This is a genomic window from Pseudomonadota bacterium (assembly GCA_026388255.1).
Classification (GTDB): domain Bacteria; phylum Desulfobacterota; class Syntrophorhabdia; order Syntrophorhabdales; family Syntrophorhabdaceae; genus JAPLKB01.
In genome coordinates this window covers 1-24,245 of record JAPLKC010000059.1, presented here as the reverse complement: position 1 = coordinate 24,245, position 24,245 = coordinate 1, and the positions used below count along the sequence as shown (strand labels likewise).

Genomic DNA, 24,245 nt, shown 5'->3' with positions numbered 1-24,245 from the left:
GATTGCCAGATTGAGGATAAAAGCAGGACAACCTTTTAAAATTGCTTGGTTATCGACTATGTGTTCACCGATAATTGCTGAAAAATTACTCAACTTGTTGACAATTTTTTTTATAATATGCTATATTAAAAATCATTTAGCATCCTGGTTATAGGTAACAAACTTATGGAAACTATTAATCTCAGCAATGATGTCGATTTAGATTTTATCAAACAGGTTTTCAAAGAAAGCGGAGAAAACCCCTCACTTTGTTATCAATGCGGTAACTGTACCGCAGGATGCCCTTATTCACATTATTTTGACTACCCTGTAAGCCAGGTCATGAGGCTTCTTCAGACAGGTCAGAAAGACACGATCCTCAACTCGAAAGCCATATGGCTCTGCGCTTCCTGCGAAACATGTACGACAAGGTGCCCTTGCGAAATAGATGTTGCCGGGATTATGGATACCCTCCGGATTATTGCACGTCGTGAGAACAGGGTATCCGAGAAAGATATAAAACTATTTTACGACACGTTCCTTAGCTCAATGAAACAATTCGGCAGGATATATGAAGTGGGAATTCTCCTTTTGTATAACCTTAAATCAGGTCATTTATTGGCCGATGCAGAGCTGGGACCAAAGGTTATGGGACACGGAAAGATCCATTTTTTGCCCAGGAAGATTAAGGGCGCCGATAAGGTAGCTCAAATTTTCAATAGATTCCAGGAAAAGGCAAAGAAACATGGTTGAAACAACATACGGTTACTATGCCGGCTGTTCACTTGAAGGCACGGCAAGCGAATACGATACATCCCTGAAAGTTGTGCTGAAAGCGCTTGATGTGGATTTCAGAGAACCTGATGACTGGAGTTGCTGCGGCTCAACACCGGCACATACGGTAGATCATGTTTTTGCCGCTGCCCTGGCAGCCAGAAATCTTGCAATTGTTGAAAAAACAGGTTTGAAGACGCTTATTACTCCTTGTCCGTCCTGTATGACAGCCTTTAAAAAGGCGCAGCACGGGATGACGAAAAGCGATTCATTTAAACAAGAGGTCAATGAGCTTCTTGATGAACCCTATGAATGCGGAGTATTTGCTAAATCTGCCTTACAGGTAATTTATGAAGATGTCGGGCTTGATGCAATAGCCTCAAAGGTCACCCACGTAATGCCCGATTTGAAGGTTGCATCATATTACGGGTGCATACTCAATAGACCGCCGGAGATTGCACAATTTGATGACCCGGAAAATCCTGTGTCAATGGATAGAATCCTTGCTGCTGCCGGGGTTGATGTTTGTGATTTTGCATTTAAAGTGGAGTGCTGCGGTGCAGCATTCGGGGTACCTAAAAGAGACATGGTAAACCGGCTCACTTATAAAGTGCTTTCCATGGCTATTGATGCAGGTGCCAACTGTATTGCCGTTGCATGTCCTCTGTGCCAGCAGAACCTTGATTTACGCCAGGGACAGGTAAATAGCGTGATGGGTTCTTCATTTGACATACCCATTCTCTATTTTTCTCAGATTATGGGTCTTGCCTATGGCTACAGCCCTGAAGCACTTGCCCTGGATAAGCTGATTGTAAGTGCAGAACGCTTTGTATGTTCCCGTATAACTGCCGGGGAGGCGAGGGAGAACCTGGAAAAACAGGCAAAGGCTAAAGTAAAAAGCACAAAGGCAGCAGAAAGCAAAGAAGAAACTAAACCAGAGGAGATAGAATAAATGCGGGTTGGCGTATTTATCTGCCACTGCGGGAATAATATTGCCGGCACAATAGATGTGGCCAAGGTAGCGGAAGAAACACGAAAGATTCCAGGTGTTGCCTATGCAACGACCTATATGTATACCTGCTCTGAACCGGGCCAGAATGAAATAAAAGAAGCTATAGAGAGAGAGGGCCTTGATAGGGTTGTTGTTGCGGCATGCTCCCCGAGAATGCATGAGCTGACCTTCAGGCGTACCGTAGAAAAGGCCGGGCTTAACCGCTACTTCTTTGAGATGGCAAATATCAGAGAGCACATATCATGGATTGGCGAAAACAAAGACCTGAATACCGGAAAAGCTGTAGAGGCAGTAAGGATGGCAGTGGCAAAGGTCATGCAGGACAAACCGCTCTATTCAACATCCTTTAAAGTAAATAAGAGAGTGCTGGTCATCGGCGGCGGAGTTGCCGGTATGCAGGCAGCCCTTGATTGTGCCGACGGCGGCCTGGAAGTACTGCTCGTCGAAAAAAGCCCGAGTGTAGGCGGCATGATGGCCCGCCTCGATAAGACATTTCCAACAATAGATTGCTCTATTTGTATATTGGGTCCTAAAATGGTGGATGTGGCCCAGCACGATAAGATAACGCTCCATGCTTATTCCGAGGTCGAAGAGATCAAGGGATATGTTGGAAACTACCAGATTAAGATTAGAAAAAAGGCCACATACGTTGACTGGTCAAAATGTACGGGCTGCGGTACCTGTATGGAGAAATGTCCTTCCAGGAATGCCTATGATACATTTAATTATGGAGTTGCGCCGACAAGGGCAATCAATATTCCCTTTCCTCAGGCCATACCGAAAAAGGCAAAGATTGATCCGAAATTCTGCCGTCAGTTTGTAAAAGGAAAATGCGGTGTATGCGCCAAGATATGCCCGACAAAGGCTATTGATTATGAAATGCAGGACGAGATCATAACAGAGGACATAGGCGCGATTATTGTGGCCACCGGATACAGCCTAATAGATGTGGATAAGCTTCCGGAGTATGGCGGCGGCCGTTATCCAGATGTGATATCGGGTATTCAATATGAGAGATTGCTCAATGCATCGGGCCCCACGTCAGGCCATATTGTGAGGCCTTCTGACCATGAGGAACCGAAGACGATAGTCTTTGTCTCCTGTGCCGGCTCACGTGACAAATCCATTGGTATACCTTATTGCTCAAACTTCTGTTGTATGTATATTGCAAAGCAGGCAATTCTTACAAAGGACCATATTCCTGATTCTCAATCATATGTATTCTACATGGACATCCGTTCCCCCGGGAAGGGCTATGATGAGTTTACCAGACGGGCTCAGGAAGAGTATGGGGCAAAATATATAAGGGGACGCGTATCGAAGATTTACCCGAAAGGGAACAAAATAGTTGTAAGAGGCGCAGATACATTGCTCGGGGCTCAGGTAGAGGTTGAAGCAGACCTTGTTGTCCTCGCCACTGCGGTAATTTCTACACCTGATGCAGCGCACATGGCGGAGAAACTCCATATCTCTTATGATACCTTCGGGTTTTATGTAGAAAGCCATCCTAAATTAAGGCCTGTTGAGACAAATACATCGGGTGTATTCCTTGCAGGGGCGTGTCAGGGACCAAAGGACATACCAGCTTCCGTTGGTCAGGGAAGTGCTGCTGCCAGTAAGGTGCAGGCACTCTTCTCAAAGGATATGCTTGAATCCGACCCTGCTGTTGCGAAGGTCAATATGAATACCTGTGTCGGGTGTCTTAAATGCTTGAAAACATGCCCCTTTGGCGCTATCAAAGAAAAGGAGCTTCGCGACGGGAATGTTGTGGCTGAGGTTATTGAGACTGTCTGTGCCGGTTGCGGGGTCTGTACTGCCACCTGTCCATGCGGCGCCATACAATTACAACATTTTACAGATAATCAGCTCTTAGCGGAGGTTAATGCCATATGCCTGAAGTAGCCACTCAGGAACTCAGGGTTGTCGGCTTCTTATGTAACTGGTGCTCCTATGGCGGCGCTGATACTGCCGGTGTGAGTCGTTTTAAACAGCCTACAGACCTCAGGATTATCAGAGTGCCATGTTCAGGAAGGGTTGACCCGCTTTTTGTAGTAAAGGCCCTTCTTAACGGAGCAGATGGGGTACTCGTCTCGGGCTGCCATCCAAGGGACTGCCATTATTCAGACGGGAATTTCTATGCAAGAAGAAGGCTTGAAATGTTGAGGAAGCTGCTCCCGTTTCTGGGCATTGATGAAAGAAGATTTTACTATACCTGGGTCTCAGCTTCAGAAGGGGCAAGATGGCAGCAAACGGTAACTGAGTTTACAAATAGAATTCATGAATTGGGTCCTCTCCATATTAAAAAGGAGGAAACCCCTTGACAGATAAGGTTAAAGAACTTAAAGAGGTTGTTGCAAAAGTATTAAGCGATGTTGATCTGGTGATCGGCTATAAACAGGGTTTTGATGCAATACATGCAACACCGCATTTTATTACTTCAGCCCAGCAGATTGATGAACTAATCTGGAATCCTCTTTGCGTTCATAATTTGACAACATACCTCCCGACTCTGAAAAAGAAAAAGATAGGTGTTATTGTTAAGGGGTGCGACAGTCGTACTATAGTTCAATTTATTCAGGAAGGGTTGATAACACGGGAGAATCTGGTTATTATCGGTATACCCTGTGCAGGTGTAATAAGTGTAAAAAGGATATTAAGAGAAACAAACCGGGAGTCTATAGAAGAAGTTGTCTTTGATAATAACGGAAATGTTGTAGTAAAAACCGGAAAAGGCCAAAAGACATTACCTGTAGCCGATTTCTCTTCTGATAAGTGCAGGACATGTCAATATCCCACACCTCTTGTATATGACCATTTGGTTGGAGACCCCATTAAATCGGATAAAGCGCCTGAGGGTGTTTATGCGGATATAAAAGAGTTTGAAAGCAAAACACTTGAAGAGCGTATGCAATACTGGGAGCAGGAGTTCGACCACTGCATCAGATGTTATGCATGCCGGAATGCATGTCCCATGTGTATCTGCCAGGACAATTGTATTGCAGAAAGCCGTGATCCTCACTGGATGACGCAAAAAATTACGCTCACCGAGAAATTTATGTTCCATATGATCCATGCCCTGCATCTGGCAGGCAGATGTGTTGAATGTGGAGAGTGCGAGCGTGCCTGCCCGATGGGTATACCGGTAAACAAGCTGAAAAGAAAAATTAACCGGGACATGAAAGAACTCTTCGATTATGAACCTGGAGTCAGTCTTGACGACAAACCACCTATGTTTATGTTTAACGTGGATGAGTTAAAGATAAAGGAGCACAAAATTTAATGGCGGAAACAGGTTTTCTTCCAAAGGAAAAAATTGATGGATTTTTAGAGGCACTCAGTAAAGATGCCCTTGTGTATATGCCTGTCCTTGAAGGTGATGTAATAATATTTAGGCCTTTTAAACCTGGAAATACACTCTGTCTGGACAGACCTGCCAACAGCCCGCCAAAATCTGTTATCTACCCGCAGAGCGATGTTTTGTTTTCATATAACTATAAAAAAGAAACCGATGACCCGAAAAAGGTTTCAATTGAGATTGAAACTCATATGGATTACCCGAAGGCAATAATCTTTGGTTGCCGCCCCTGCGATGCAATGGGGTTTACGGTGTATGACCGGGTCTTTATAGAATCAAACGGTCCTGATACATACTATCAGGGACGCCGCGACGAGACAATAATAATAACGCTCAGTTGTCCTGCCCCCTCTGCAGGTTGTTTCTGCACTGCCTTGGGTAGCGGTCCTGCAAACAAGGAAGGGTCCGATGTACTGATGACCGGCCTTGAAAATGGATTTCTCTTCGAACCTGTCAGCGAAAAGGGCAAGGCTATCCTTGCAATGCCGGGGATAGAAGGCGGAAGCCAACACCTGCAGGAAGCCCAAAAGAAACAACAGGATGCATATAATGCAGTAAAAAAACCATTTCCGTCCATCAGCCATACCGAAATATCGCGAAAACGTTTTGACCTTGATGAATTCTGGCACAAGGCAGTAAGCAAGTGTGTAAGTTGCGGCGCCTGCACATTCCTTTGCCCCACATGTTACTGTTTTAATTTTACCGACGAACAGACATTGGAAAGCGGGGAAAGAATCCGCAGTTGGGATGCATGCATGTTCTATCATTTTACCCTCGAGGCAAGCGGGCATAACCCAAGGGCGACAAGGTTCCTGAGGTATAGAAACAGGGTAGGGCACAAGTTCCTCTTTTATCCTGAAAAATATAACGGAGTAATAGCCTGTTGCGGTTGTGGAAGATGCATCAGGTATTGTCCCGTTTCCGTAGATATCAGTGAAATTGTTTCCCAACTTAGAAGCCCGGAGTGAAAGACATGGAGCAAAGCTTTAACCCTTACCTTCCTGAACTGGCCACTGTTATCAAAATAATTGATGAGACGCCTAACATAAAATCCTACCGGGTGGTCTTTGATGATCCCGAAAAGATGAAAACATTTTCCTTTGAACCCGGTCAGGTGGGACAACTATATGTTTTTGGAGTTGGCGAAGCAACCTTTGTAATCAATTCACCACCTACAAGAATGGAATATCTCCAGTTCAGCGTTATGAAGGCAGGTGAAATAACCAATGCAATACATGATCTGCATGAAGGCGATCAGATCGGTGTAAGGGCGCCTCTTGGCAACAGTTTCCCTTACGATGATATGAAGGGGAAGAAGATACTCTTTATCGGTGGAGGAATCGGCCTTGCACCGCTTCGGACGTTGATACTCTTCATGCTGGATAACCGAAAAGATTATGACGATATTACTATTATCTACGGCTCAAGAACCCCTCTTGATCTATGTTATAAGGATGAATTAAGGGAATGGGAATCCCGTTCGGATGTGAATTTAATCCTCACAGTGGACAACGAATATCCGGGCTGGCACAAGAGGACAGGATTTGTCCCTACCGTCTTGAATGAAGTTGCCCCATCCCCGGATAATACAGTCGCGATTACATGCGGGCCGCCCATTATGATAAAGTTTGTCCTTCAGAATCTTGCCAAATTGAATTTTAAGGATGATCATGTGATTACAACGCTGGAAGCAAGGATGAAATGCGGTATCGGCATCTGCGGGCGGTGTAATATCGGCTCGAAATACATATGCAAGGACGGCCCAATATTTTCCCTTGTCCAGTTAAAAGAGTCAGGCGCAGAAATCTAATAATAATTCCATCCATGACCCCCGCCCCCGGAGATTTTTCTCCTTACTTTGTCAGAATCAAATAGAGACCCAGGAAGACAATGAGCATCCCGGCTATGTAACGGACTGTCAGCCCCTCACGGAAAATCAAAAAGCCAACTACATTGGCAATTATGCCATTTTGCTATTCACAAACGCCCCCTTGTTCTCTCTACCGCAAACCGTCCTCACATTTTGCTTCTTCCTTCTTCAGCCCGCCCACTCGCGGATGAGGCCTGCCTCCGTCTGTCACGGCAATGGCCACCAGGATTTCGTCAGATTTCGGAGCATCGTTGACGGAAACAGTCATCCCGTCAAAGTGGGACCTTACAAATGCAGCATCCTTAAAATGCAGTGGAATGTCGATTTCATCACCCATTCTACCGAGTTTTTTTACGGATGGGATGATTGCCTTGCCACCACCCACAGCATTTCTTAGCGGAGTGCCGAGTTTGGGGTGTAAGATTGCTGCTGCATGTTCGAGCTCACCCTTTTCCCCAACAATAGCGGCCTTACCGTAACTCTCGACCGCACTCTCCTTCCCCAACGCCCCTACCGCCTTTTCACTAAGTATTTTTCCCAACTCATCCCCAATATCGACTAATGAATCGAGAGATTCCTGGTATTCCCCGGCAAAAGGGTTTTTTATAACAGCTATTGCTGCCACTTTTTTTATCGGTTTTTCCACTCTTTTTTCGCCGTCAGCGAATATCTCCTCCGATACAACAACAATCTTCCTAATTTCCATTTTGCACCTCCAGCGTAATATGCTTATCACCATTAATCGTGGTGACAACTTCCCCTCTGAGTATTATGACAGCATCGTAAATAATGTTCGATTTTTTCAGTTGATTGGATGTACGTAACCCATTTTCTAATGCCTTTGCTATAACTCCTTTATTTATTTCACCTATACTCACAGTAACGAGTTCATAAGGTATATCCGTCAATGGATCGATCTCGGAAGCCGCTCTTCTCGTTACTTTGTCGGTTTCAGCATCAGTATGATTGCAGATAAATGTGGCAGCGGCATCTGCCAAAGCCCCTGTACTGCTTATAACGGTTACAATATCGGCCAGACCCAGTGTAAAGCTCCGTCCGCCAAAGCCACTTGATGCCACTCCGTGATTCTTTAATCCTTCAATCCGTATAGTATAGGGCGTGGTCCGATTCCTACTAATGTCTCCGAGACCTATTTTGAGGAGTCTTCCATACCTGTTAAATATCGAAATGTCCCCACCGTTATTGATTGAAATAAAATCAAGACCCATGTCTTTAAAGTGCTCCCTCACTGCATCCGCCACCGCTCCTGCAACAGCTGCCATGGGTGTCAACGTGGCCTCGTCAACCATTTTTACGGCATGTATCATATTTTTTGCAACGTCTGGAAGATGTGCTGTTCTTTTAATTTTATAAGCTTTTTGCTTCAGCACCGGCAGGCACTCTTTGATACCATCAAGGATATCTTTTACAGTCTCCTCCAGTTTCTCTTTTTCAAACTTATAGGGCAGCCCATCCTTTTCGCCGCTCACTGTAATTCCAGCAGGACCAATTTCTATGTACATAATTCTTCAATCTTCAATCTTAATTACTCATTCTTAATGGCTTTTAGCACTTCCTTCACCGGTTTAATCGCCTCTATATGCCCGCCGATCTCTTTAAATGTTTCAAATGTCATCGTATATTCAACAGGTATGACGAATGACGGGGTCGGAGAAAAATATATGCTTCCATACTTTATCTTTGCCACATCTACCATAAAATTAATACCGCCGCCGGGAAATATAAAAGGCTTTGCACCGCCGATCGTTATCGTGACCTTGCCTTCATGGACCGCCCTCGTAAGCTTTATCGGGTTCTTTGTAACCCCCGCTCTCGCCGATCCGCCCACACCGGCAGCAAATACGGCGCTTACACTGGATGGTTGACATGAATCCTTTAACACCTCTATAAATCTCCTCGCCTCGGGTGCGAGATCTCCCTCCACAAATTTGCCTTTTTTCACCGTGTAAAAGGCAACCCTTTGCCCTGTAGTTTCGGTTATCAGGAGTGTCATTCCATCGAAACATTTACTCTTATCTATCTCCTTTATTACATCGAGGGGATTTTCAATATCCGTTCCTCCCCATCCACTTCCCTTATCCAGAAAATATCTACCGTCAGTGCTTTTTATCCCCTTGACCGAGATGCAGGAGCGAGTCTTTTTCAAATATTTTCCTGATGGATGCTCACTGAAAAGGGCTGTTATATGGCCGTCTAAAACAATCACTTCGTCTGCTGCGTCAGACATATATGGGGCAAACAGACCGGATGTAGCGCTTCCGCAACCCACCCTCATCCTTTCTTCCGATACTCCGTTTACCTTTGGTGCTTTTCCAAGCGCAATCTCGACAACAGCGCCGTCTTCTATTTCGAATTTGACCTTCTTGCCCTTCAATAACTCAAATATCACTTTTGCGGCAAACAAACCGTCCTTTGATGTCAGAATATTCACTCCACCGAGCGAAAGCATCTTTGAGCCATATTCCTCGGTGCACAGGTGACCCACGTGTCTCTTCCCTTTTCTCTTGACGTATATCTTCCCGGCTTCCTGGCCCATAAAGAGGTCTGTATCGGCTTTCAGCTTCATACCGCTGTAACTTAACGGAGCTTCGGTGACTACCGTTATGATGTCTATACCTTCCCTGATACCGCTCACAATGAACGGTGACGGTCTGAAATCAGGATAAGTGGTGCCTGATCCGATACCTGTTATCAGGGGTTTATTGATAATTAAATCATCTGTCGACCCTACCAACAACTCCACTTCTTCGTAGGTATGCACCCTTCCTTTCCTTATGATGGCGCCTTTTTCATTGAAGTACCTCATGCATGCACCAAAAGCTCCTTCCGGAATCCTACACATGATCGGACAGGCGCTACATACCGGTTTATCATCGGCCATCTCAGGCGATAAGACATTCTGCGGACAGACTTTCATACATGTCTTGCATTCGACGCAATCGTTCCCGATATGCACCTTCCTGCCTTCTATCGTTATGATACCGAGAGGACAAACCTCCTCACATATTCCACAACCCTTGCACTTATCTAAATCAATCTTCATAACGAATGTCCTTCTCTTCGCCCGTTACGCTTTACGCGTCACGACTTTAAGCTGTCTTTCTCACCGGAGGCGGTGTATTCCTGCTCACCTGCGTCTTTACTATACCATCAATAATCACCATTGCTATACCCGGTATGTCTCCTGCCTCGATTGCCTCTTTCGCATCTCTGCCTGCCGAGCCCATAGGGGCATCAATGATCTGTAAATCGGCGTCATCTCCTATCTTTATCGTACCATGAGGGAGGGAAAAGACGTGCTGAGTGTTTCCCGTGGCACAGCAAACCGCCACCTCAGCGGGGATATTGCAAAGCGCGGAGATAAAATTTACCATTCTCCACATACCGAGAGGAATGACACCCGTGCCCGAGGGCGCATCATTTCCAATGATGAGCCTGTTCAATATCCCCTTCTCCTTCATATAATTTCCTATCTCAAGGGCAGAAAGTGGATTCCCGCAATGCACTAGCTCGATTGCACAGGCTGTCTTGTCGATGACCTTCTTTGCCTCTCCCACGGTTATGCTTGTTGGGCCGCCGTTGAGATGACATGCTACCGTAGGCTGTGCAATCAGTACATCATCGCATGTCACCGTTGAGCTCCCGGGAACAGATGTGCCTCCCACATGCATAAGCACCTTCATGCCATATTTCTTTGCCCACTCTACCATAGTTTTTGCATCGTTCGCTGCTTTCACGCTCCCCAGGCCGATTTCCCCCACGAGCCATACCCCATCCTCGGAAAGTTCCTTAAAATCATCCTCTACGAGTCCTTTTTCGAGTATCAGCGCCCCTCCATACACTTTGACTCCTGACGGTCTCGCTTTTGCAAAGGACCTTTGTGCAAGAAGCGCAAGGGCCTTCGTGCCTTTAGGGTCTGTAGGTCTGCCCGGCAGATGAACCTCGCCGGCGGAGATCATGCTTGTTACACCGCCGTGGAGGCTACTGTCAATAAAATTGAGTTGGCTTTGTCTGGGGGTAAAATCACCAAACACCGGATGCGAGTGGGAATCAATAAAACCTGGGCAGACAGTCATCCCATTCGCATCGATCGTTATCCCCTCAAGGGTGCTACCCTTTTCAATAGCTTTAATCTTCCCCCCTTCTATAAATATCGAAACCGGCCCGTTGATAAGAGGATTGGAAATGTCGCCAGTAAATATTGCACCAATGTTCCTAATAATCAGATTGCTCATCAAGTCCTCCCTTCCTAAAGCGATAATATAAGAAGATGAGAGGCTCAGGAGTTAAAAATTTACTCCTATCTTCTTAGTTTCTCATCTTCTATAAGTTTTTTCAGCCTCTCTATATGACATGGCAGCTCATATATCTGTATGCCTGTTGCATCATTGATGGCATTTGCGATACTTGCTGCCTGAGGAATAAGCGCGGGCTCGCCCACGCCCTTTGCCCCGAAGGGGCCAGTAGGCTCCTCATCTTCCACAAAAAATACCTCAATTTCCGGTATATCCATCGATGTGGGGATATAGTATGAGTCAAATGAATCAGTCTTCGAGGGTATAAACTCCTCCATAAGGGCAAAACCAATACCCATTGCGACACCACCGTATACCTGACCCTTCAGGTTTTTCGGGTTTATTGCCTTACCCACATCATGGGCAGCATAAACTTTCAAAACTCTACAAAAACCCGTAGTTTTGTCCACCTCCACTTCCGTCATATGGGTCGCAAAGGCATAAGTCGCATAAGGGCTGCCTTGAGACGTTTCAATATTAAGGGGGGTATTCGGAGGGTCAAAAAATCCCTCAAAGGTGAGCAACCCTTTATCTTTTGATGCACTGTAAACATCTTTGAGCGTCCTCCCGTTGTAATATCCGGAGTTTTCAAGAAATTCTCTCAATTTCAATGCAGCGTTATAGACTGCTTTCCCGGTGATATAGGTTTGGCGGCTCGCAGAGGTCGATCCTGTATCGAGGGATGTATCGGTATCCCCCCTTAAAAGAATAACATCTGTGCCCTTTACGCCCAGCACTTCCTGAAGGATTTGTAAATGAACCGTATCGGAACCCTGCCCTATTTCACAGGCACCAGAATGCAAGACAATCTTCCCGACCTCACTAATGGCGAAGTAAGCATTTCCCGGGTTCGATACCCCCGTGTTTCCAATTCCATAATACATGCAACCTAGGCCGAAGCCTGTATTATCATGTCTTTTTTTGCGTTCTCTCCAGAAAGGTTCGACTTTTTTCAACGTTTCTATAAAGCCGGCGCTATGGTCAAGAACCTGAGATGTTGACGTAAGAGAGCCCTTTTTCAGGCCGTTCTTTATCCGTATATCGAGAGGGTCTATGGAAAGCCTGAGTGCCACTTCATTCAATTGCGACTCATGGGCAAAGGCTAACTGGGGGATACCGAAGCCCCTCATGGCGCCTGAAACAGGGTTATTCGTGTAGAACATCCTGCTGTCTGTCTGGATATGGGGAATCTCATAAGGGCCTGCGGCATGGACTGCAGCCCTTAAACATACGGTCTCACCATAGGAAATATAAGGCCCGGTATCACCGATAATATTCACCTTGATGGCTGTGATCCTCCCGTCCTTGTTTGCGCCTGTTTTATACTCAATGTAAAGGGGATGTCTCTTTGTCTGTGCAAGAAAACTTTCCTCCCTTGTGTAACGTATCAAAACAGGCCGCTTTGTATGATAGACGGAGAGCGCGATATACCCCTCAACAGTGACGTCAAGCTTACCGCCGAACCCTCCCCCTGTTTCCGCCTGTATCACCCTTATCTTCTCTTCAGGCATGGCAAGGAGGCGCGATATCTCTTTCCTTTTATAATGGATATTCTGGGTAGAAGCCACAACTACTATTCTTCCCTCCTTATCCAAATAGCCTATGCCGGCTTCTGTTTCCAGATAGGCATGGTCGATCCATGTTGTCTTGTATGTATGCTCTACAACAACATCGGCATCATTCAAGCCACGGATGATGTCGCCTTTTCTCAGTTTTCTATGGCACAGAAGATTTCCTGCCTCGTGAATTAGCGTAGATGAGTTCATCGAAACGAACGGGTCGAGGATCGCTTCCATTTCTTCATATTCTATCTTAACGAGCTTTGCGGCCTTTCTGGCAATCTCTTCATCTTCTCCAAGGACTATGAGAATCGGCTCACCTACATAACGGACCCTTTCCTTTGCCAGATAAAACTGGTCTTTCTTGATTGCGCCGAAGAGATTTTCGCCAGGTATATCCCGATTGGTCAGGACCTTAACAATACCATTCAAAGAAAGGGCATCCTTCGTCGATATGCTCCGTATCAATGCATGCGGTCTCGTGCTTCTGACTACGCAGCCGAACAACATGTCATCGGTCTTTAAATCATGGGAATAAATCCCCTTTCCCAATACTTTGTCGAGTGCGTCTATCCTTTCAATATCCTGGCCGATAAACATCTTCTATTAACCCCTCAATGCGCTTTCAAGTATCCCTTCTAAAACAGGAATTTTATATGCAAAAGACGGCCTGATGCCTGTTATTTCCTTAATTTCCTGTAGTGTCAGCTCTATCGCCTCGGCTATAATGCCCTTCTCTTTCTTTCTGCCCTCAAGTAACGCTTCCACCTTTGCCGGCCTGAAAGGCATTGGGGTGCATGAGCCGATGGCAATCCTCACATTTTTATATATTCCCTCTTCCTCCAAAATCGCCCATGCAACTGACAGCCTTGCAATAGCCCACGTTGCCCTCTTGGTGACACGCCTGTATCCTTCACGGTAGCCGGATAGATTCTTCAGGCTGATCGAAGTGAGTATCTCATCAGGTCTTATCGATGTCTTATATGGCGCCAGAATAAAATCCTGAAGCCTTGCTTTTCGTTCACCCTGTCTTGACTCAATACTGAGGATCGCATCATGAATCAGTAAAGGGGATATAGAATCGGCAGCAGGAGAGGCATTGACCAGATTTCCTCCTATTGTGCCCATATTCCTTATCTGAGGAGAACCAACTAACCCGCAGGCAATGGCAAGGCTCTGTGCCTTATCTTTCACTACGGTGTTAGCGCTTATTCTTGCATGAGTCTCAGCAGCACCGATTCTCAATAATCCATCACTATCTGATATACCGGATAACTCAGATATACCCGTAATATCCACAAGGGTTTTGACTGAATCGTCTTTTTTTGCCTTGACAAGAAGGTCTGTGCCGCCAGCGATCACCTTTGCATCTTTGTAAACAGAGAGGTAAACAAGGACTTCATCTTTTGATATTGAAGTTGTCATCCCCCGTGACGAGTGACGAGTGATGTGTGACAAACTATCCTCAGGCCCGGCGTGGACAGATGAGCCGTTTGTGCTTTTACCCGAAACTCGAAATTCCGAACTCGAAACTGCGTCTGCCGCGTGTCCGATCGCCTCTTCAATTTGTATATAACCGGTACACCTGCAGAGATTTCCGCTTATTGCCTCTTTTATTGTCTTTCTGTCCGGCTCTCTGTTTTTTAAAAGCAGGCTGTATGCTGAAAGGAGCATCCCGGGCGTACAATAGCCACACTGAACGGCGCCGTACTTGATAAACGCTTCCTGTAAGGGATGGAGCACGCCGGCATCAACGAGAAATTCGACCGTCTTTACGTCACGTCCGTCAACTTTTGATGCGAGGGTGAGACAGGAATAATGGGGTTCATCATCTATGAGAACGGTGCAGGTTCCGCATTCGCCTATCCCGCATCCCTCTTTCACGCTCTTTAACAAAAACCGCTCCCGAAGAGTGCGGAGAAGAAGCTCCGTTTCAACCACTTCACAAGTTACCGTTTTTCCGTTTAATGTAAAATTAATGGCTTTCATCAACCCAGCACTCAAAACTTAAGACTCAACACTCCCCCTTATCCTCCCATTAGGCTCGGCAGATAAAGCGCAATTATGGGGAATATGGTAAGGATGATCGTTGTTATGATGATTGCCAGGAGGAAAGGCATGGAGCCCCTGAAAATATCGGCCATGGGCACATCCTTCGCGATACCGGCAATGGTATATACATTCAGTCCTACGGGAGGGGTAATCAAGCCCGCCTCCATCATAAGCACTGCTACAACGCCGAACCATATAGGATTGAACCCTATTGCCACAATCACCGGGAAGATCACGGGAAGCGTGAGCACCATCATGGAAACGGAATCGAGAAAACAACCCAAAACAAAGTAAATGGCGATGATGATCGTAAGGATAACATATTTGGAAACGCCCAGTCCGGCTATCCAGCTCGAAACAAAGGTCGGTATTGTCGATAAGGCCAGGAAATAACTGAATACCGTGGCCCCAGCCACAAGAAAGAGCACCATTACGGAGATTCTCGCCATTTCGAGAAGTGAATCGAAGAGATTTTTCCAGGTCAGTCTTCTTTTCAGGAGTACGATAATGAGCAGCGCCGAGGCCCCGATTGCCCCGGCTTCGGTAGGGTTAATGAAACCAAGGTATATGCCTCCCATAACGATAAAGAATACAAGCAGGGTCTCCCAGACACCTTTCAGGGCAATCAGCTTTTCCCTGAAGGTCACCTTCTCCGATGAACGCGGCGCAATGGAAGGGTCCATCTTTACGAGGACCACAACTACAGCAATGTAGGCAATTGACAAAAGCAGACCGGGAAAAATGCCGGAAATCAGAAGCTTACCGATCGATTGCTCGGTCAGCATCCCGAATACCACAAATCCCAGGCTGGGCGGTATAAGGAAGCTGAGTGTTCCTCCGGCTGCAACCACACCGCAGGCAAGTTTCGGGGCGTAACCAAACCTCCTCATTTCCGGGAGTGCTACGTTACCCATAGCTGCTGCCGCGGCAACGGATGATCCGCTCACTGCGGCAAAACCGGCACAGGCGGCGATTGTGGCAATCCCCAATCCGCCGGGCATTCTTCTAAACCACTTATCAAAAGTATTGTAAAGCTCCCTTGTTATACCCCCACTCCCGGCGAAACTCCCCATAAGGATAAACAGAGGGATGATTGTGTAAGGGTAATTTGCCGCAACACCATAGATGGTGTCCGCCACTTTCGGCAGGGCGGCATCGAGTGAACTGAGTGACCAGAGACCGAGAAAACCTACGAACATCATGACAAAGGCAATGGGCATGCCGAGAAAAAGCAGCACGATGAGTACCACACTGCCTATGATTCCGGTTGTTATCGGGTCCACTCTTCCCTCCTTGTTAATGCGGCGATAGATGTAAGCAGGTCAAGAAGAATCTCCATCCAGAGCATAAATCCACCTACAGCTACGAGCAGTTTAAACGGCCATTGGGGCACCCTCAACTGGTCGGATACCGTCGTCTCGTGAATTCCTTCGGAGTAACCGTAGATCGTCAGGACGGCAATAATAAAGAGGGACGCAAAATCCGTTATGATCTTGCATATTTTTTGGCCCCTTAAGGAGAATTTGGATGTAAGAAAATCGACCGCCACATGGCCTTGTACCTGCTGGGTGTAAGCGGCACCCAGCAGGATTATAATGGCCAACATATACTCGGAAAGTTCCAGGGTACCGGGGATAGGTTTGTTAAAAAACCCCCTGCTGAGTACGTCAAAAGTCGTGATAAGCATAAGCGGTATCGCAAGAAACATACCGAATATGCAAACTCCATAGGTTACCTTGTGAACTCCTCTCCGAAAACCTTCAAGTAGACTCACGGTCGTCTAACCTCTCTATATTTTTTTAAATTCAGGCGGACAGGCAACGAGGCTGATGTTCCTCTTCTCGCACTCTTCGTTCATGATGGCCACCACCTTCTTTGCAGGCAGGCCTTTCGCCTCCATATCGGCTACCCATTTCCGGGTTACATCCTGAAAGTTTTTATACCATTGTTCGGCTTCTCCCTTGGGCAGATCGATCAGTTTTACGCCTGCCTTCTGGATATCCTGCATAATTACCTGATAATCATCTCTGTTTAAACCACCTGTTGTCTTGAAAGGGTTTGTGCAGACATCCTCGATGATCTTTTTCTGGTCGGCGGGGAGCTTATTCCAGGCATTCATATTCATCACGGTGCCTTCCGATACACAACCGAAGGTAAGCACCGTTGCGTTCTTGGCCACTTCATGGAGCTTGTAGGCAAGTATCAGCGGCGGGCATGTGACGATACCGTCAACAGTTCCGGTTTCCATGGCCATATACACATCGCCCAGAGGCATAAAGACCGGTTCTGCACCGAGGGATTTGATATAATTCGTTTGATGACCTCCCGGTGTTCTCAGCTTCATTCCCTTGAGTTCAGCCATTTTCGACACCGGCTTTTTCGTCCAGATAAAAGACTGGATGCAGCCGTTCAATTCGAGCACCTTTACATTCTTGAATTCACCCTTCAGGGCACGGTTGTAGACGGCATTTCCGATATCAGCGGCAACGTCTTTTCCGTCAACCCACACGGCGAGAGAGAGAACATCGGTCAGAGGGAAACGCCCCGGGGTCCAGGTAGCCGTAAAATAGCCCATGTCGGAGAGCCCCTTTGCCACGATGTCAAAATGCTCCGGTCCCTTTCCAAGAGCAGCGCCGGCATACATCGTGTAGGCCATCTTGCCACCGCTCTTCTTCTTCACCTCTTCGAGCATGGGTGTCCAGACAGTCTTCACTTCCCTGCTCACAGGCGGATGCCATGTACTGAATTTTATGTTTGCACTCTGTGCCATCAGCAAATTATGATCAAAAAGCCCCATTCCAACCGCCGTGCCTCCTATTACCGCCCCTTTCAGAAAATCCCTTCTTGATAATCCCTTGCATTCTTCACACACGACTGTTCCTCCTTTTTTGTTTTCAGTTATGAATAAGCTTTAAACTCGTTAAGACTAATAGAAAGTTTCACAATGTTAATAATTGTACAGTTCGAGTCATCCGATGCATAAACTGGGAAATCCGGGGAAAGCTTAATTGTGTAGTAGATAGTGATCATTTTTAAGTCACTCTTAAATTATTAAATATTACTTAACTTATTGTCAAGAACATTTTCACCATAATACTTGATCCGGAACCCTGCTCTGATAATAGGTCTCCTTCATAAACAACGCCGCGATGAACCCGGCGAAGGCCACACCCAGACAGATAAGCAAGCTACCCGGTACGCCTCTGCCGGGGATATCATGACAGAGTCCAATATCCGCCCATCCCAAAAAAAGAACCTTGCCGAGAACTACCCGGAGCACTGCTGCTCCGAGAAAACCTGTCGTATTTATTGTTCTCATAGTGATACATGCCAGAAAAACGGAAATTGCCTCCTTTGATGACATCAGAGAGAGCCCAAGCGCTATAAGAGCTATGATAATCCCCCATATCAAGCCATTCACAAAGAGAAAGAGAACCGTAGTAAGCCATTCATGCATACCGGGGTGCCTCCAATCTAAAAGGGCGGCTGTTCCTAAAAACCTTCTTTAGAGTAATCAGCCAGCGGTGGATATGCCGTGTCTTCAGCAGGAATTCCTGCCGCCTTTTTCAGATCACCCTTCACAACCTGCTCAACATGCAACCGGGCTGTCCCTCATGATGAAATAAAACCGTCCTAAAGAGCGTTGATCTTTTGCAGGTCGGCCTCTTTCAGAATAAGAATGCCTTTTGTCCTCATATTATCGAGGGCCTTCGCTGTCGTGTCAGGTGCCACGCCCCTGCTCAGGCCTTCGATCACAACGACTTTGTACCCGTTCGCCGCCGCATCGATGGCGGTTGCCATGACGCAGTAATCGGTAGCAAGCCCGTAGACCACAAGCTTCTTAATGCCCGCAGCTTTGAGGATGGCGTCCATCTCGGTCTTAGCACCGCCGTCATCCTGAAAACCCGAGTAGCTGTCGAACTTTGGGTTCTGGCCCTTTTTAACAATTGCCTGAAACATTTTACTCTCAAGAAGGACCTTAGCACCATCAGTCCCCTGGACGCAATGGGCAGGCCACAGCACCTGGGTCCTGCCATCTACCTGGATAACCTCGAAAGGTTTCTTGCCTGCATGGTTAATGGCGAAGGAAATATGGTCGGCTGGGTGCCAGTCCTGGGTGCCGTAGATGGCAAATCCGTTCTTTTTCAAGAGGGTCGTGGTGTCCCCAACCTTCTTTACGTAGGCCTCATCTGCCCCATTGACCGCCAAAGTCCCTTTCTTCCATGTCGTAAAGTCACCTTGCATATCAACGACGATCACGGCTGTTTTCTCCGCGGCGAAAACCGCTGACAAAGAAATCATAACAAAAAACATCAGCGCAAAAACAAATCCCATTTTCATAACTAATTTCATAACTAACCCTCCTTTTTGTGTTACACCCACCTCAGCGTAACGGTTTTCTCGTCCAAAAAGAGCTTTACCGAGTCCATCCTCGATTTCGAGTTTCCATAGAAAGAATTCTTCTTAGAACCAAGCCCGAAGAATGAATATGGTTGAGGGATTCCGGCATTGACTCCCACGTTTCCAACTTCACATTCCCTGATGAACTTCCTGGCAGCTTTTCCACTTTCTGTGACAATACATGCCGAATGGCCATAGTTCGTTCCGTTTATCCATTCGATCGTCTGCTCAAGATCCTTGGCCCTGAGAAGGTTGCATATGGGACCAAAGGCCTCCTCCTGCGCAACATACATATCCATTGTTACGCCCTCTAATATCGTTGGGGCAAGAAAGTATCCCTTCTCATACCCTTTTACTGTCTCCGGCCTCCCATCGAGAAGTAGTTTAGCACCGGCTTTAACGCCGGAATCGATGAATGACAGTACCTGGTTTTTGCCATTTTGTGTTGTTAAGGGACCCAGTTCTGTGCTTTCATCGAGACCGTAACCCATCTTCATAGCTTTCGACGCAACAATCAGTTTTTGCTTCAGTTCCTCATACATCTTTTTGCCCCCGATAACGGCAACATTGTCCGATCCGAGGCATCGCTGACCGCTCATACCGAAGCAACCGCGCAAGATATACTGTACTGCGTTGTCAGGATTTGCATCGGGCATGATAACAATGAAATTCTTTCCGTTCCCGTTGAGCGAGGACCGCTTGCCGTATTTGCCACACAACTCGAACAACTCTTTGCTCACCCTGGAAGACCCTATCAGACCGACCCCCTTTACTCTGGGGTCTGAAATAATCAGCTTATTCAAATCCCGCTCCGGCCCCATATGAAGAAGATTGGCCACGCCAGGCGGAAAGCCTGTCTCGTCAAGCATCTTGAACATGGCGTCAGCCGATACGGGACACTGCCGGCTCGGCTTGACAATCACTGTACAGCCGCACGCCAGCGCGTAGGGCACAAAAGATGACCAAGCGTGCATGGGAATGTTGCCGGGGGTTATGATCATAAAAACGCCCATCGGTTCTCGGAGCAGGTAGCAATCGATGCCCGTGGCAAGCTGGTCCACGTGCTCGCCTTTATACAGGCTATACATGGAGCTTCCTGCAGCTTCGATGTTTTCCATACATCTCGAAATAGTACCCCTGCCTTCGTCGATTGTGCAACCGTGATCCTGCACAAGGATCCTTGCCAACTCCTCATGGTGTTTGCCAAAGGTATCTCTCAGGTCAAAGACGAGCTTTGCCCTGTCCCTGAATGGAACGTTTCTCCATTTTTTGAATGCTTCCTGTGCTGTCGCTATAGCCTGCTCCACCTCTTCTCTCGATGCAACGGGCGCTTCTGCAATCACTTCGCCGGTAGCAGGGTTCGTGGTTTCAAAATATTTGTTCGATCCGGTATCGATCCACTGCCCGTTAATATAAAGTTTTAGTTTTCCGTAATGTTCTGCTACTTCCTGCAAAATAGTCATTTTCCCTCCCTATTCAAAAACCCGTCACGTGTCACGATGCCCTGCTAAAATGTTGGCGGTGTTATCACCCATATTACAATTACATCTTCTTTTCCGGTATTACCCCAATTGTGGGGAATCTTCGAAGAAAAATAGAAACTCTCGTCTTTTTTCACTTTATGTAATTTATCATTCAGTGTCATCTCTAATTCGCCTTGCAGAACATAGCCGAACTCCTCCCCCTCATGAGAATACATGCCATGAGAACCACCACCAGGTTTGATCACCGTATAAAATGGTTGCATCTTTTTGCTGGTTACATTCTTTACGAGTGATTGTATCTTTGCGTCCCACCTTTTTAACTGTATATCCACCCTGCCGTCTTTATGCGTTACCACATCTTCATCATTCATCGATTTCATAAAAAAGTCAATAATGTTGACACCCAGGGCATCGGCGATCCTTTTTAACATGGAAATCGAGGGATCTGTTTTCCCACGCTCAAGCTGTGAGATTAGCGAAGGAGTACATTCCACAAGTCCGGAAAGCTTCTTGATGTTAAAATTTCTGGTTTCTCTCAGTTCTTTTATCTTCTTTCCAATATCCACTGAAAACTCTTGATAATTTATATTTAAGTATTTTTTAAATTATTAAATAAGATTTAATTATTTGTCAAGAATATTTATTGAAATGTCATTCAAGCTAAATGAGGGAGATTATGTAACAAGATCAACCATCTTGATGACCCTCATATCAGCATATAACACCTGCCAAAAGATTAACATCCAAATGTGCTTGCACTTCTTCTGGTCTTGAACGTTACGCTCCATTGCAACTGGTAATCCTTACTTCTTGTAAACCGCGAAGCGTAACAATTTGTACGTTGGATTTACCAACTTTCAATAGAGGATCATTTTGAAAAAATTATTGTAGTAAAATTTGTTTGTTGCTTCATGAAACAAATGCAGACAGCCTTTTAACCTTCATAGTATCTTTCAAGCAATAATGAATGACCTGGAATAGGGAATTTTGTAAACCTCATAAGGATTATTTGTACGATGATAACAATGAGGATTGAAGAAAAGGACAATGCAATTAAAGAGGCTATTTTCGATGGTAGTCACCCACGAATAAAATTATTACTTCATGGAATAACTTGCACCGCGGGTGCCCGGCAAAGACAATTGATACGCAAATGCACCAGCTTGTTCAGTTGCAATCAGCAAGAAAACAGTTGCATTTTTATGCAGTTTAAGGAGAAATATAAATAAAGGGTCGGAATGACGGGAAGAATTTCTTTTCAGCGGGGGAAGGATATTTATAATTTTATGGATATCCCCATCATCACCCCATAGACCCAGAAATTGCCGCCCGGATCTGGAGGAACGTGAGAGATTATGCCACTTCTTTTTAAATCGCTAAACCATGGCGATGTAGCTTTCGGTTTTTTTAATATCGAAACAGACATGATATTGCTGGACAATTACTTTTTCTTTGCCGCTGATGTCTCTAATTACATTGTGGAGATAACCTCGCGGGCACCAGATGAATCCTGCATAATGGAATGGGATGTATATATCCTTGAAGAAAACCGGATCGGCAACCTGATGGGTGCAATAACAGGCGTAGATCTATGGGGATTCATCGGCGAGGTCTATGGGCATTTCCCTTTTCCTTACAAACCGGAGGAATTTAAGCAGCACCCGGAAGGCTATACAAACAGGAAACTTGTGGAAGATATTGTTAAGCGATACGCTCCATCGACAAAGATAAAAGTTGTCACAGATTTAACAGTTCAGACCATTAAGATAGGCGACTACACCTTTGATAAACAGGGATTCAAGGAACTTTTAACATATTTGTGGGTTGGCGGTTATCCTCAATGGATGGATGGGATACGGCCTGACTACATCATAAGGATGAAGGAATGCATTGAAAATTCTACCTACCCGTTACTCGGTTTCAAGTTGTAAAAATCAAACACATATTTTCCATTAAGATAATTATCGGTGTCGGGCTGCCCCTGCACGAGATGCAAAGAATGCAATGTTTCCGGCGCCTGTCTCCATTCCGACAAGGCAAGACCTTCCATGGAGTCATGCGGGATCGATGTATTCAGGACGGCGAAGCAAAATGGGCTTCCCATCAAAGTGGTAAAAGACCATTCACAGGACAGGGATATATACGGATTGATACTGGTGTAATAGCATCTGTTCAGGTAAAAAATAGCAAACCGGTTATACTCTAAACATCCCAATTACATTGTTCAGCTCTTTTACTGATTGCTGTAACTCGCCTGCCAGTTTTACATTATGCTCTGTTGCAGAAGAAGTTAGTATAATAGATTCTTTAATATTATCGACCGATTTGCCGATTTCTTCTGAGACAGTAGACTGCTGGGATGAGGCACTCGCTATTTGTGTAACCATTGCCATTACCAAATCAGCTCCGTTGACAATTTCTGTTAATGCATTTTTTGCTTCATAAATCTTGTTTTTACTTTCCAAAACCTCCTCTTTGCTCTTTTCCATTGAACTTACCGCATTTATGGTACCGTTTTTAATGGAGACGACCGTTTTGCCAATATCTTTTGTTGCTGTTGCTGTCTTTTCGGCAAGCTTTCTGACCTCGTCTGCGACAACAGCAAAACCTCTCCCCGCATCTCCTGCACGGGCTGCCTCAATTGCTGCATTTAAAGCGAGCAGGTTGGTCTGGTCAGCAATGTCTTCTATAACCTTGATTATTTCATCAATTAAATCAGATAGCATTCCTAACTCATTTACTGCGCTTGAAGATGTTTCGACAGTCTTTACAAGACTATCCATGATCTCCATATTCTCAATAGTCTTCTTTTCTCCCATCTTTGCAATATCCGATGATTTACTAGCTTCATCTTTTGTGTTGTTAGCATTTCTCGCAACTTCGAGGATGTTTGAGGTCATTTCTACAACAGCACTTGCAACTTCAATGGTGTGATTCGTTTGCAGGACAATCACATTTTTCATTTCTTCTGTCTTTGCATAGAGCTCATTGGCAGAACGTGATACATTTGAAGTGTTTTGTCCTACCTTCATAATAATTTCATGTATTTTATCAACGAATTTATTGAACTTCTTTGAAAGTACCTCAAATTCATCTTGTGTCTCAACCCTTTCCAGCCTTTTCGTGAGATCCCCATCTCCTTCGGCTATGTCCGTCAGCATGACCGTAATCTTTTTTAGCGGTTTCATTATTCTGTTTGAAACAAGAAGGTAAACCAATGGCAAAATCAGGCAAAGTATAAAAACACTGATCAAGACTCCTCCGAATATAAAGGCGTTTATTTTATTGTTAATGATTTTCTTTTCGATGCCTATATGTAAGATGCCTGCACTATCTCCTCCATCGGGTTTAATGGAGTATGTTTTGTCAATGACATTCTTTGGCTGCTCGAATGTTTTGTTCATATACTGCTTTTCGGTATGGTAATGGATTAGCCCTTTGGT

Annotated in this window: 23 protein-coding genes; 9 read left to right on the top strand and 14 right to left on the bottom strand. The window is 45.7% G+C overall.

Annotation, left to right across the window (positions count from 1 at the left end):
- Window positions 1-165 precede the first annotated feature (165 nt).
- From NT178_07505 to NT178_07475, 7 genes are read left to right on the top strand one after another with little or no spacing between them, the layout of a single operon-like run.
- The gene (locus NT178_07505) at window positions 166-732 is read left to right on the top strand and encodes a 4Fe-4S dicluster domain-containing protein (GenBank protein MCX5812375.1); all 567 of its coding nucleotides are present in this window, start codon (window positions 166-168) and stop codon (window positions 730-732) included.
- Complete coding sequence (locus NT178_07500; GenBank protein ID MCX5812374.1) at window positions 725-1,705, top strand: CoB--CoM heterodisulfide reductase iron-sulfur subunit B family protein; 981 nt, start codon at window positions 725-727, stop codon at window positions 1,703-1,705. The genes NT178_07505 and NT178_07500 overlap by 8 nt, the downstream gene beginning before the upstream one ends.
- Window positions 1,706-3,667, top strand: a complete 1,962-nt coding sequence (locus tag NT178_07495; GenBank protein MCX5812373.1) for a CoB--CoM heterodisulfide reductase iron-sulfur subunit A family protein — start codon at window positions 1,706-1,708, stop codon at window positions 3,665-3,667.
- On the top strand, window positions 3,655-4,086 hold the full coding sequence (locus NT178_07490) for a hydrogenase iron-sulfur subunit (protein MCX5812372.1): 432 nt from the start codon (window positions 3,655-3,657) through the stop codon (window positions 4,084-4,086). The genes NT178_07495 and NT178_07490 overlap by 13 nt, the downstream gene beginning before the upstream one ends.
- Complete coding sequence (locus tag NT178_07485) at window positions 4,083-5,045, top strand: 4Fe-4S dicluster domain-containing protein (protein ID MCX5812371.1); 963 nt, start codon at window positions 4,083-4,085, stop codon at window positions 5,043-5,045. Before NT178_07490 ends, NT178_07485 begins: the two co-directional genes overlap by 4 nt.
- A complete protein-coding gene (locus NT178_07480) occupies window positions 5,045-6,088 on the top strand; it encodes a 4Fe-4S dicluster domain-containing protein (GenBank protein MCX5812370.1) in 1,044 nt (347 codons plus the stop codon). The genes NT178_07485 and NT178_07480 overlap by 1 nt, the downstream gene beginning before the upstream one ends.
- A gap of 5 nt (window positions 6,089-6,093) precedes the next feature.
- Window positions 6,094-6,930, top strand: a complete 837-nt coding sequence (locus NT178_07475) for an FAD/NAD(P)-binding protein (protein ID MCX5812369.1) — start codon at window positions 6,094-6,096, stop codon at window positions 6,928-6,930.
- 190 nt (window positions 6,931-7,120) lie between these two features.
- On the opposite strand, the gene NT178_07470 is transcribed toward NT178_07475, so the two are convergent.
- The 13 genes from NT178_07470 to NT178_07410 form a co-directional block, all read right to left on the bottom strand.
- On the bottom strand, window positions 7,121-7,696 hold the full coding sequence (locus tag NT178_07470; protein MCX5812368.1) for an amino acid synthesis family protein: 576 nt from the start codon (window positions 7,694-7,696) through the stop codon (window positions 7,121-7,123).
- A complete protein-coding gene (locus NT178_07465) occupies window positions 7,686-8,513 on the bottom strand; it encodes a hypothetical protein (protein MCX5812367.1) in 828 nt (275 codons plus the stop codon). Before NT178_07465 ends, NT178_07470 begins: the two co-directional genes overlap by 11 nt.
- Window positions 8,514-8,536: 23 nt before the next feature.
- Complete coding sequence (locus NT178_07460) at window positions 8,537-10,054, bottom strand: 4Fe-4S binding protein (GenBank protein ID MCX5812366.1); 1,518 nt, start codon at window positions 10,052-10,054, stop codon at window positions 8,537-8,539.
- Window positions 10,055-10,100: 46 nt separating this feature from the next.
- On the bottom strand, window positions 10,101-11,246 hold the full coding sequence (locus NT178_07455; protein MCX5812365.1) for an amidohydrolase family protein: 1,146 nt from the start codon (window positions 11,244-11,246) through the stop codon (window positions 10,101-10,103).
- A gap of 65 nt (window positions 11,247-11,311) precedes the next feature.
- The gene (locus NT178_07450) at window positions 11,312-13,465 is read right to left on the bottom strand and encodes a xanthine dehydrogenase family protein molybdopterin-binding subunit (GenBank protein ID MCX5812364.1); all 2,154 of its coding nucleotides are present in this window, start codon (window positions 13,463-13,465) and stop codon (window positions 11,312-11,314) included.
- Between the two features lie 6 nt (window positions 13,466-13,471).
- Window positions 13,472-14,854, bottom strand: a complete 1,383-nt coding sequence (locus tag NT178_07445; GenBank protein ID MCX5812363.1) for an FAD binding domain-containing protein — start codon at window positions 14,852-14,854, stop codon at window positions 13,472-13,474.
- A 38-nt stretch (window positions 14,855-14,892) separates the two neighbouring features.
- A complete protein-coding gene (locus NT178_07440) occupies window positions 14,893-16,200 on the bottom strand; it encodes a TRAP transporter large permease (protein MCX5812362.1) in 1,308 nt (435 codons plus the stop codon).
- Window positions 16,188-16,691, bottom strand: a complete 504-nt coding sequence (locus NT178_07435; protein MCX5812361.1) for a TRAP transporter small permease — start codon at window positions 16,689-16,691, stop codon at window positions 16,188-16,190. The genes NT178_07440 and NT178_07435 overlap by 13 nt, the downstream gene beginning before the upstream one ends.
- 15 nt (window positions 16,692-16,706) lie before the next feature.
- A complete protein-coding gene (gene dctP, locus NT178_07430) occupies window positions 16,707-17,789 on the bottom strand; it encodes a TRAP transporter substrate-binding protein DctP (GenBank protein MCX5812360.1) in 1,083 nt (360 codons plus the stop codon).
- A 213-nt stretch (window positions 17,790-18,002) separates the two neighbouring features.
- Entirely contained in the window at window positions 18,003-18,374 is a 372-nt protein-coding gene (locus NT178_07425) for a hypothetical protein (GenBank protein MCX5812359.1), read from the bottom strand.
- 176 nt (window positions 18,375-18,550) lie between these two features.
- Complete coding sequence (pncA, locus tag NT178_07420) at window positions 18,551-19,270, bottom strand: bifunctional nicotinamidase/pyrazinamidase (protein ID MCX5812358.1); 720 nt, start codon at window positions 19,268-19,270, stop codon at window positions 18,551-18,553.
- A gap of 20 nt (window positions 19,271-19,290) precedes the next feature.
- Window positions 19,291-20,781 carry an aldehyde dehydrogenase family protein gene (locus tag NT178_07415; GenBank protein MCX5812357.1) on the bottom strand — a complete coding sequence of 497 codons (1,491 nt, stop codon included), beginning with the start codon at window positions 20,779-20,781 and terminating at the stop codon, window positions 19,291-19,293.
- Window positions 20,782-20,825: 44 nt separating this feature from the next.
- Window positions 20,826-21,368 carry a cupin domain-containing protein gene (locus tag NT178_07410; protein MCX5812356.1) on the bottom strand — a complete coding sequence of 181 codons (543 nt, stop codon included), beginning with the start codon at window positions 21,366-21,368 and terminating at the stop codon, window positions 20,826-20,828.
- Window positions 21,369-22,157: 789 nt separating this feature from the next.
- Between NT178_07410 and NT178_07405 the strand changes: the two genes are divergently transcribed.
- On the top strand, window positions 22,158-22,733 hold the full coding sequence (locus NT178_07405; GenBank protein MCX5812355.1) for a hypothetical protein: 576 nt from the start codon (window positions 22,158-22,160) through the stop codon (window positions 22,731-22,733).
- Between the two features lie 36 nt (window positions 22,734-22,769).
- Window positions 22,770-22,964 (top strand): DUF2284 domain-containing protein, encoded by a 195-nt coding sequence (locus NT178_07400; GenBank protein ID MCX5812354.1) that lies wholly within the window; start codon window positions 22,770-22,772, stop codon window positions 22,962-22,964.
- 33 nt (window positions 22,965-22,997) lie between these two features.
- Here NT178_07400 and NT178_07395 read toward each other — a convergent pair.
- On the bottom strand, window positions 22,998-24,245 hold a 1,248-nt coding region (locus NT178_07395), incomplete at its 5' end, for a methyl-accepting chemotaxis protein (GenBank protein MCX5812353.1).

What these genes read in the sequence shown, in the direction of transcription:
- NT178_07505 (MCX5812375.1), top strand. Translation starts at nt 166, where the DNA reads ATGGAAACTATTAATCTCAGCAATGATGTCGATTTAGATTTTATCAAA.
- NT178_07500 (MCX5812374.1), top strand. Translation starts at nt 725, where the DNA reads ATGGTTGAAACAACATACGGTTACTATGCCGGCTGTTCACTTGAAGGC.
- NT178_07495 (MCX5812373.1), top strand. Translation starts at nt 1,706, where the DNA reads ATGCGGGTTGGCGTATTTATCTGCCACTGCGGGAATAATATTGCCGGC.
- NT178_07490 (MCX5812372.1), top strand. Translation starts at nt 3,655, where the DNA reads ATGCCTGAAGTAGCCACTCAGGAACTCAGGGTTGTCGGCTTCTTATGT.
- NT178_07480 (MCX5812370.1), top strand. Translation starts at nt 5,045, where the DNA reads ATGGCGGAAACAGGTTTTCTTCCAAAGGAAAAAATTGATGGATTTTTA.
- NT178_07475 (MCX5812369.1), top strand. Translation starts at nt 6,094, where the DNA reads ATGGAGCAAAGCTTTAACCCTTACCTTCCTGAACTGGCCACTGTTATC.
- NT178_07470 (MCX5812368.1), bottom strand. Translation starts at nt 7,696, where the DNA reads ATGGAAATTAGGAAGATTGTTGTTGTATCGGAGGAGATATTCGCTGAC.
- NT178_07465 (MCX5812367.1), bottom strand. Translation starts at nt 8,513, where the DNA reads ATGTACATAGAAATTGGTCCTGCTGGAATTACAGTGAGCGGCGAAAAG.
- NT178_07460 (MCX5812366.1), bottom strand. Translation starts at nt 10,054, where the DNA reads ATGAAGATTGATTTAGATAAGTGCAAGGGTTGTGGAATATGTGAGGAG.
- NT178_07455 (MCX5812365.1), bottom strand. Translation starts at nt 11,246, where the DNA reads ATGAGCAATCTGATTATTAGGAACATTGGTGCAATATTTACTGGCGAC.
- NT178_07450 (MCX5812364.1), bottom strand. Translation starts at nt 13,465, where the DNA reads ATGTTTATCGGCCAGGATATTGAAAGGATAGACGCACTCGACAAAGTA.
- NT178_07445 (MCX5812363.1), bottom strand. Translation starts at nt 14,854, where the DNA reads ATGAAAGCCATTAATTTTACATTAAACGGAAAAACGGTAACTTGTGAA.
- NT178_07425 (MCX5812359.1), bottom strand. Translation starts at nt 18,374, where the DNA reads ATGCATGAATGGCTTACTACGGTTCTCTTTCTCTTTGTGAATGGCTTG.
- pncA (MCX5812358.1), bottom strand. Translation starts at nt 19,270, where the DNA reads ATGAAATTAGTTATGAAAATGGGATTTGTTTTTGCGCTGATGTTTTTT.
- NT178_07415 (MCX5812357.1), bottom strand. Translation starts at nt 20,781, where the DNA reads ATGACTATTTTGCAGGAAGTAGCAGAACATTACGGAAAACTAAAACTT.
- NT178_07405 (MCX5812355.1), top strand. Translation starts at nt 22,158, where the DNA reads ATGCCACTTCTTTTTAAATCGCTAAACCATGGCGATGTAGCTTTCGGT.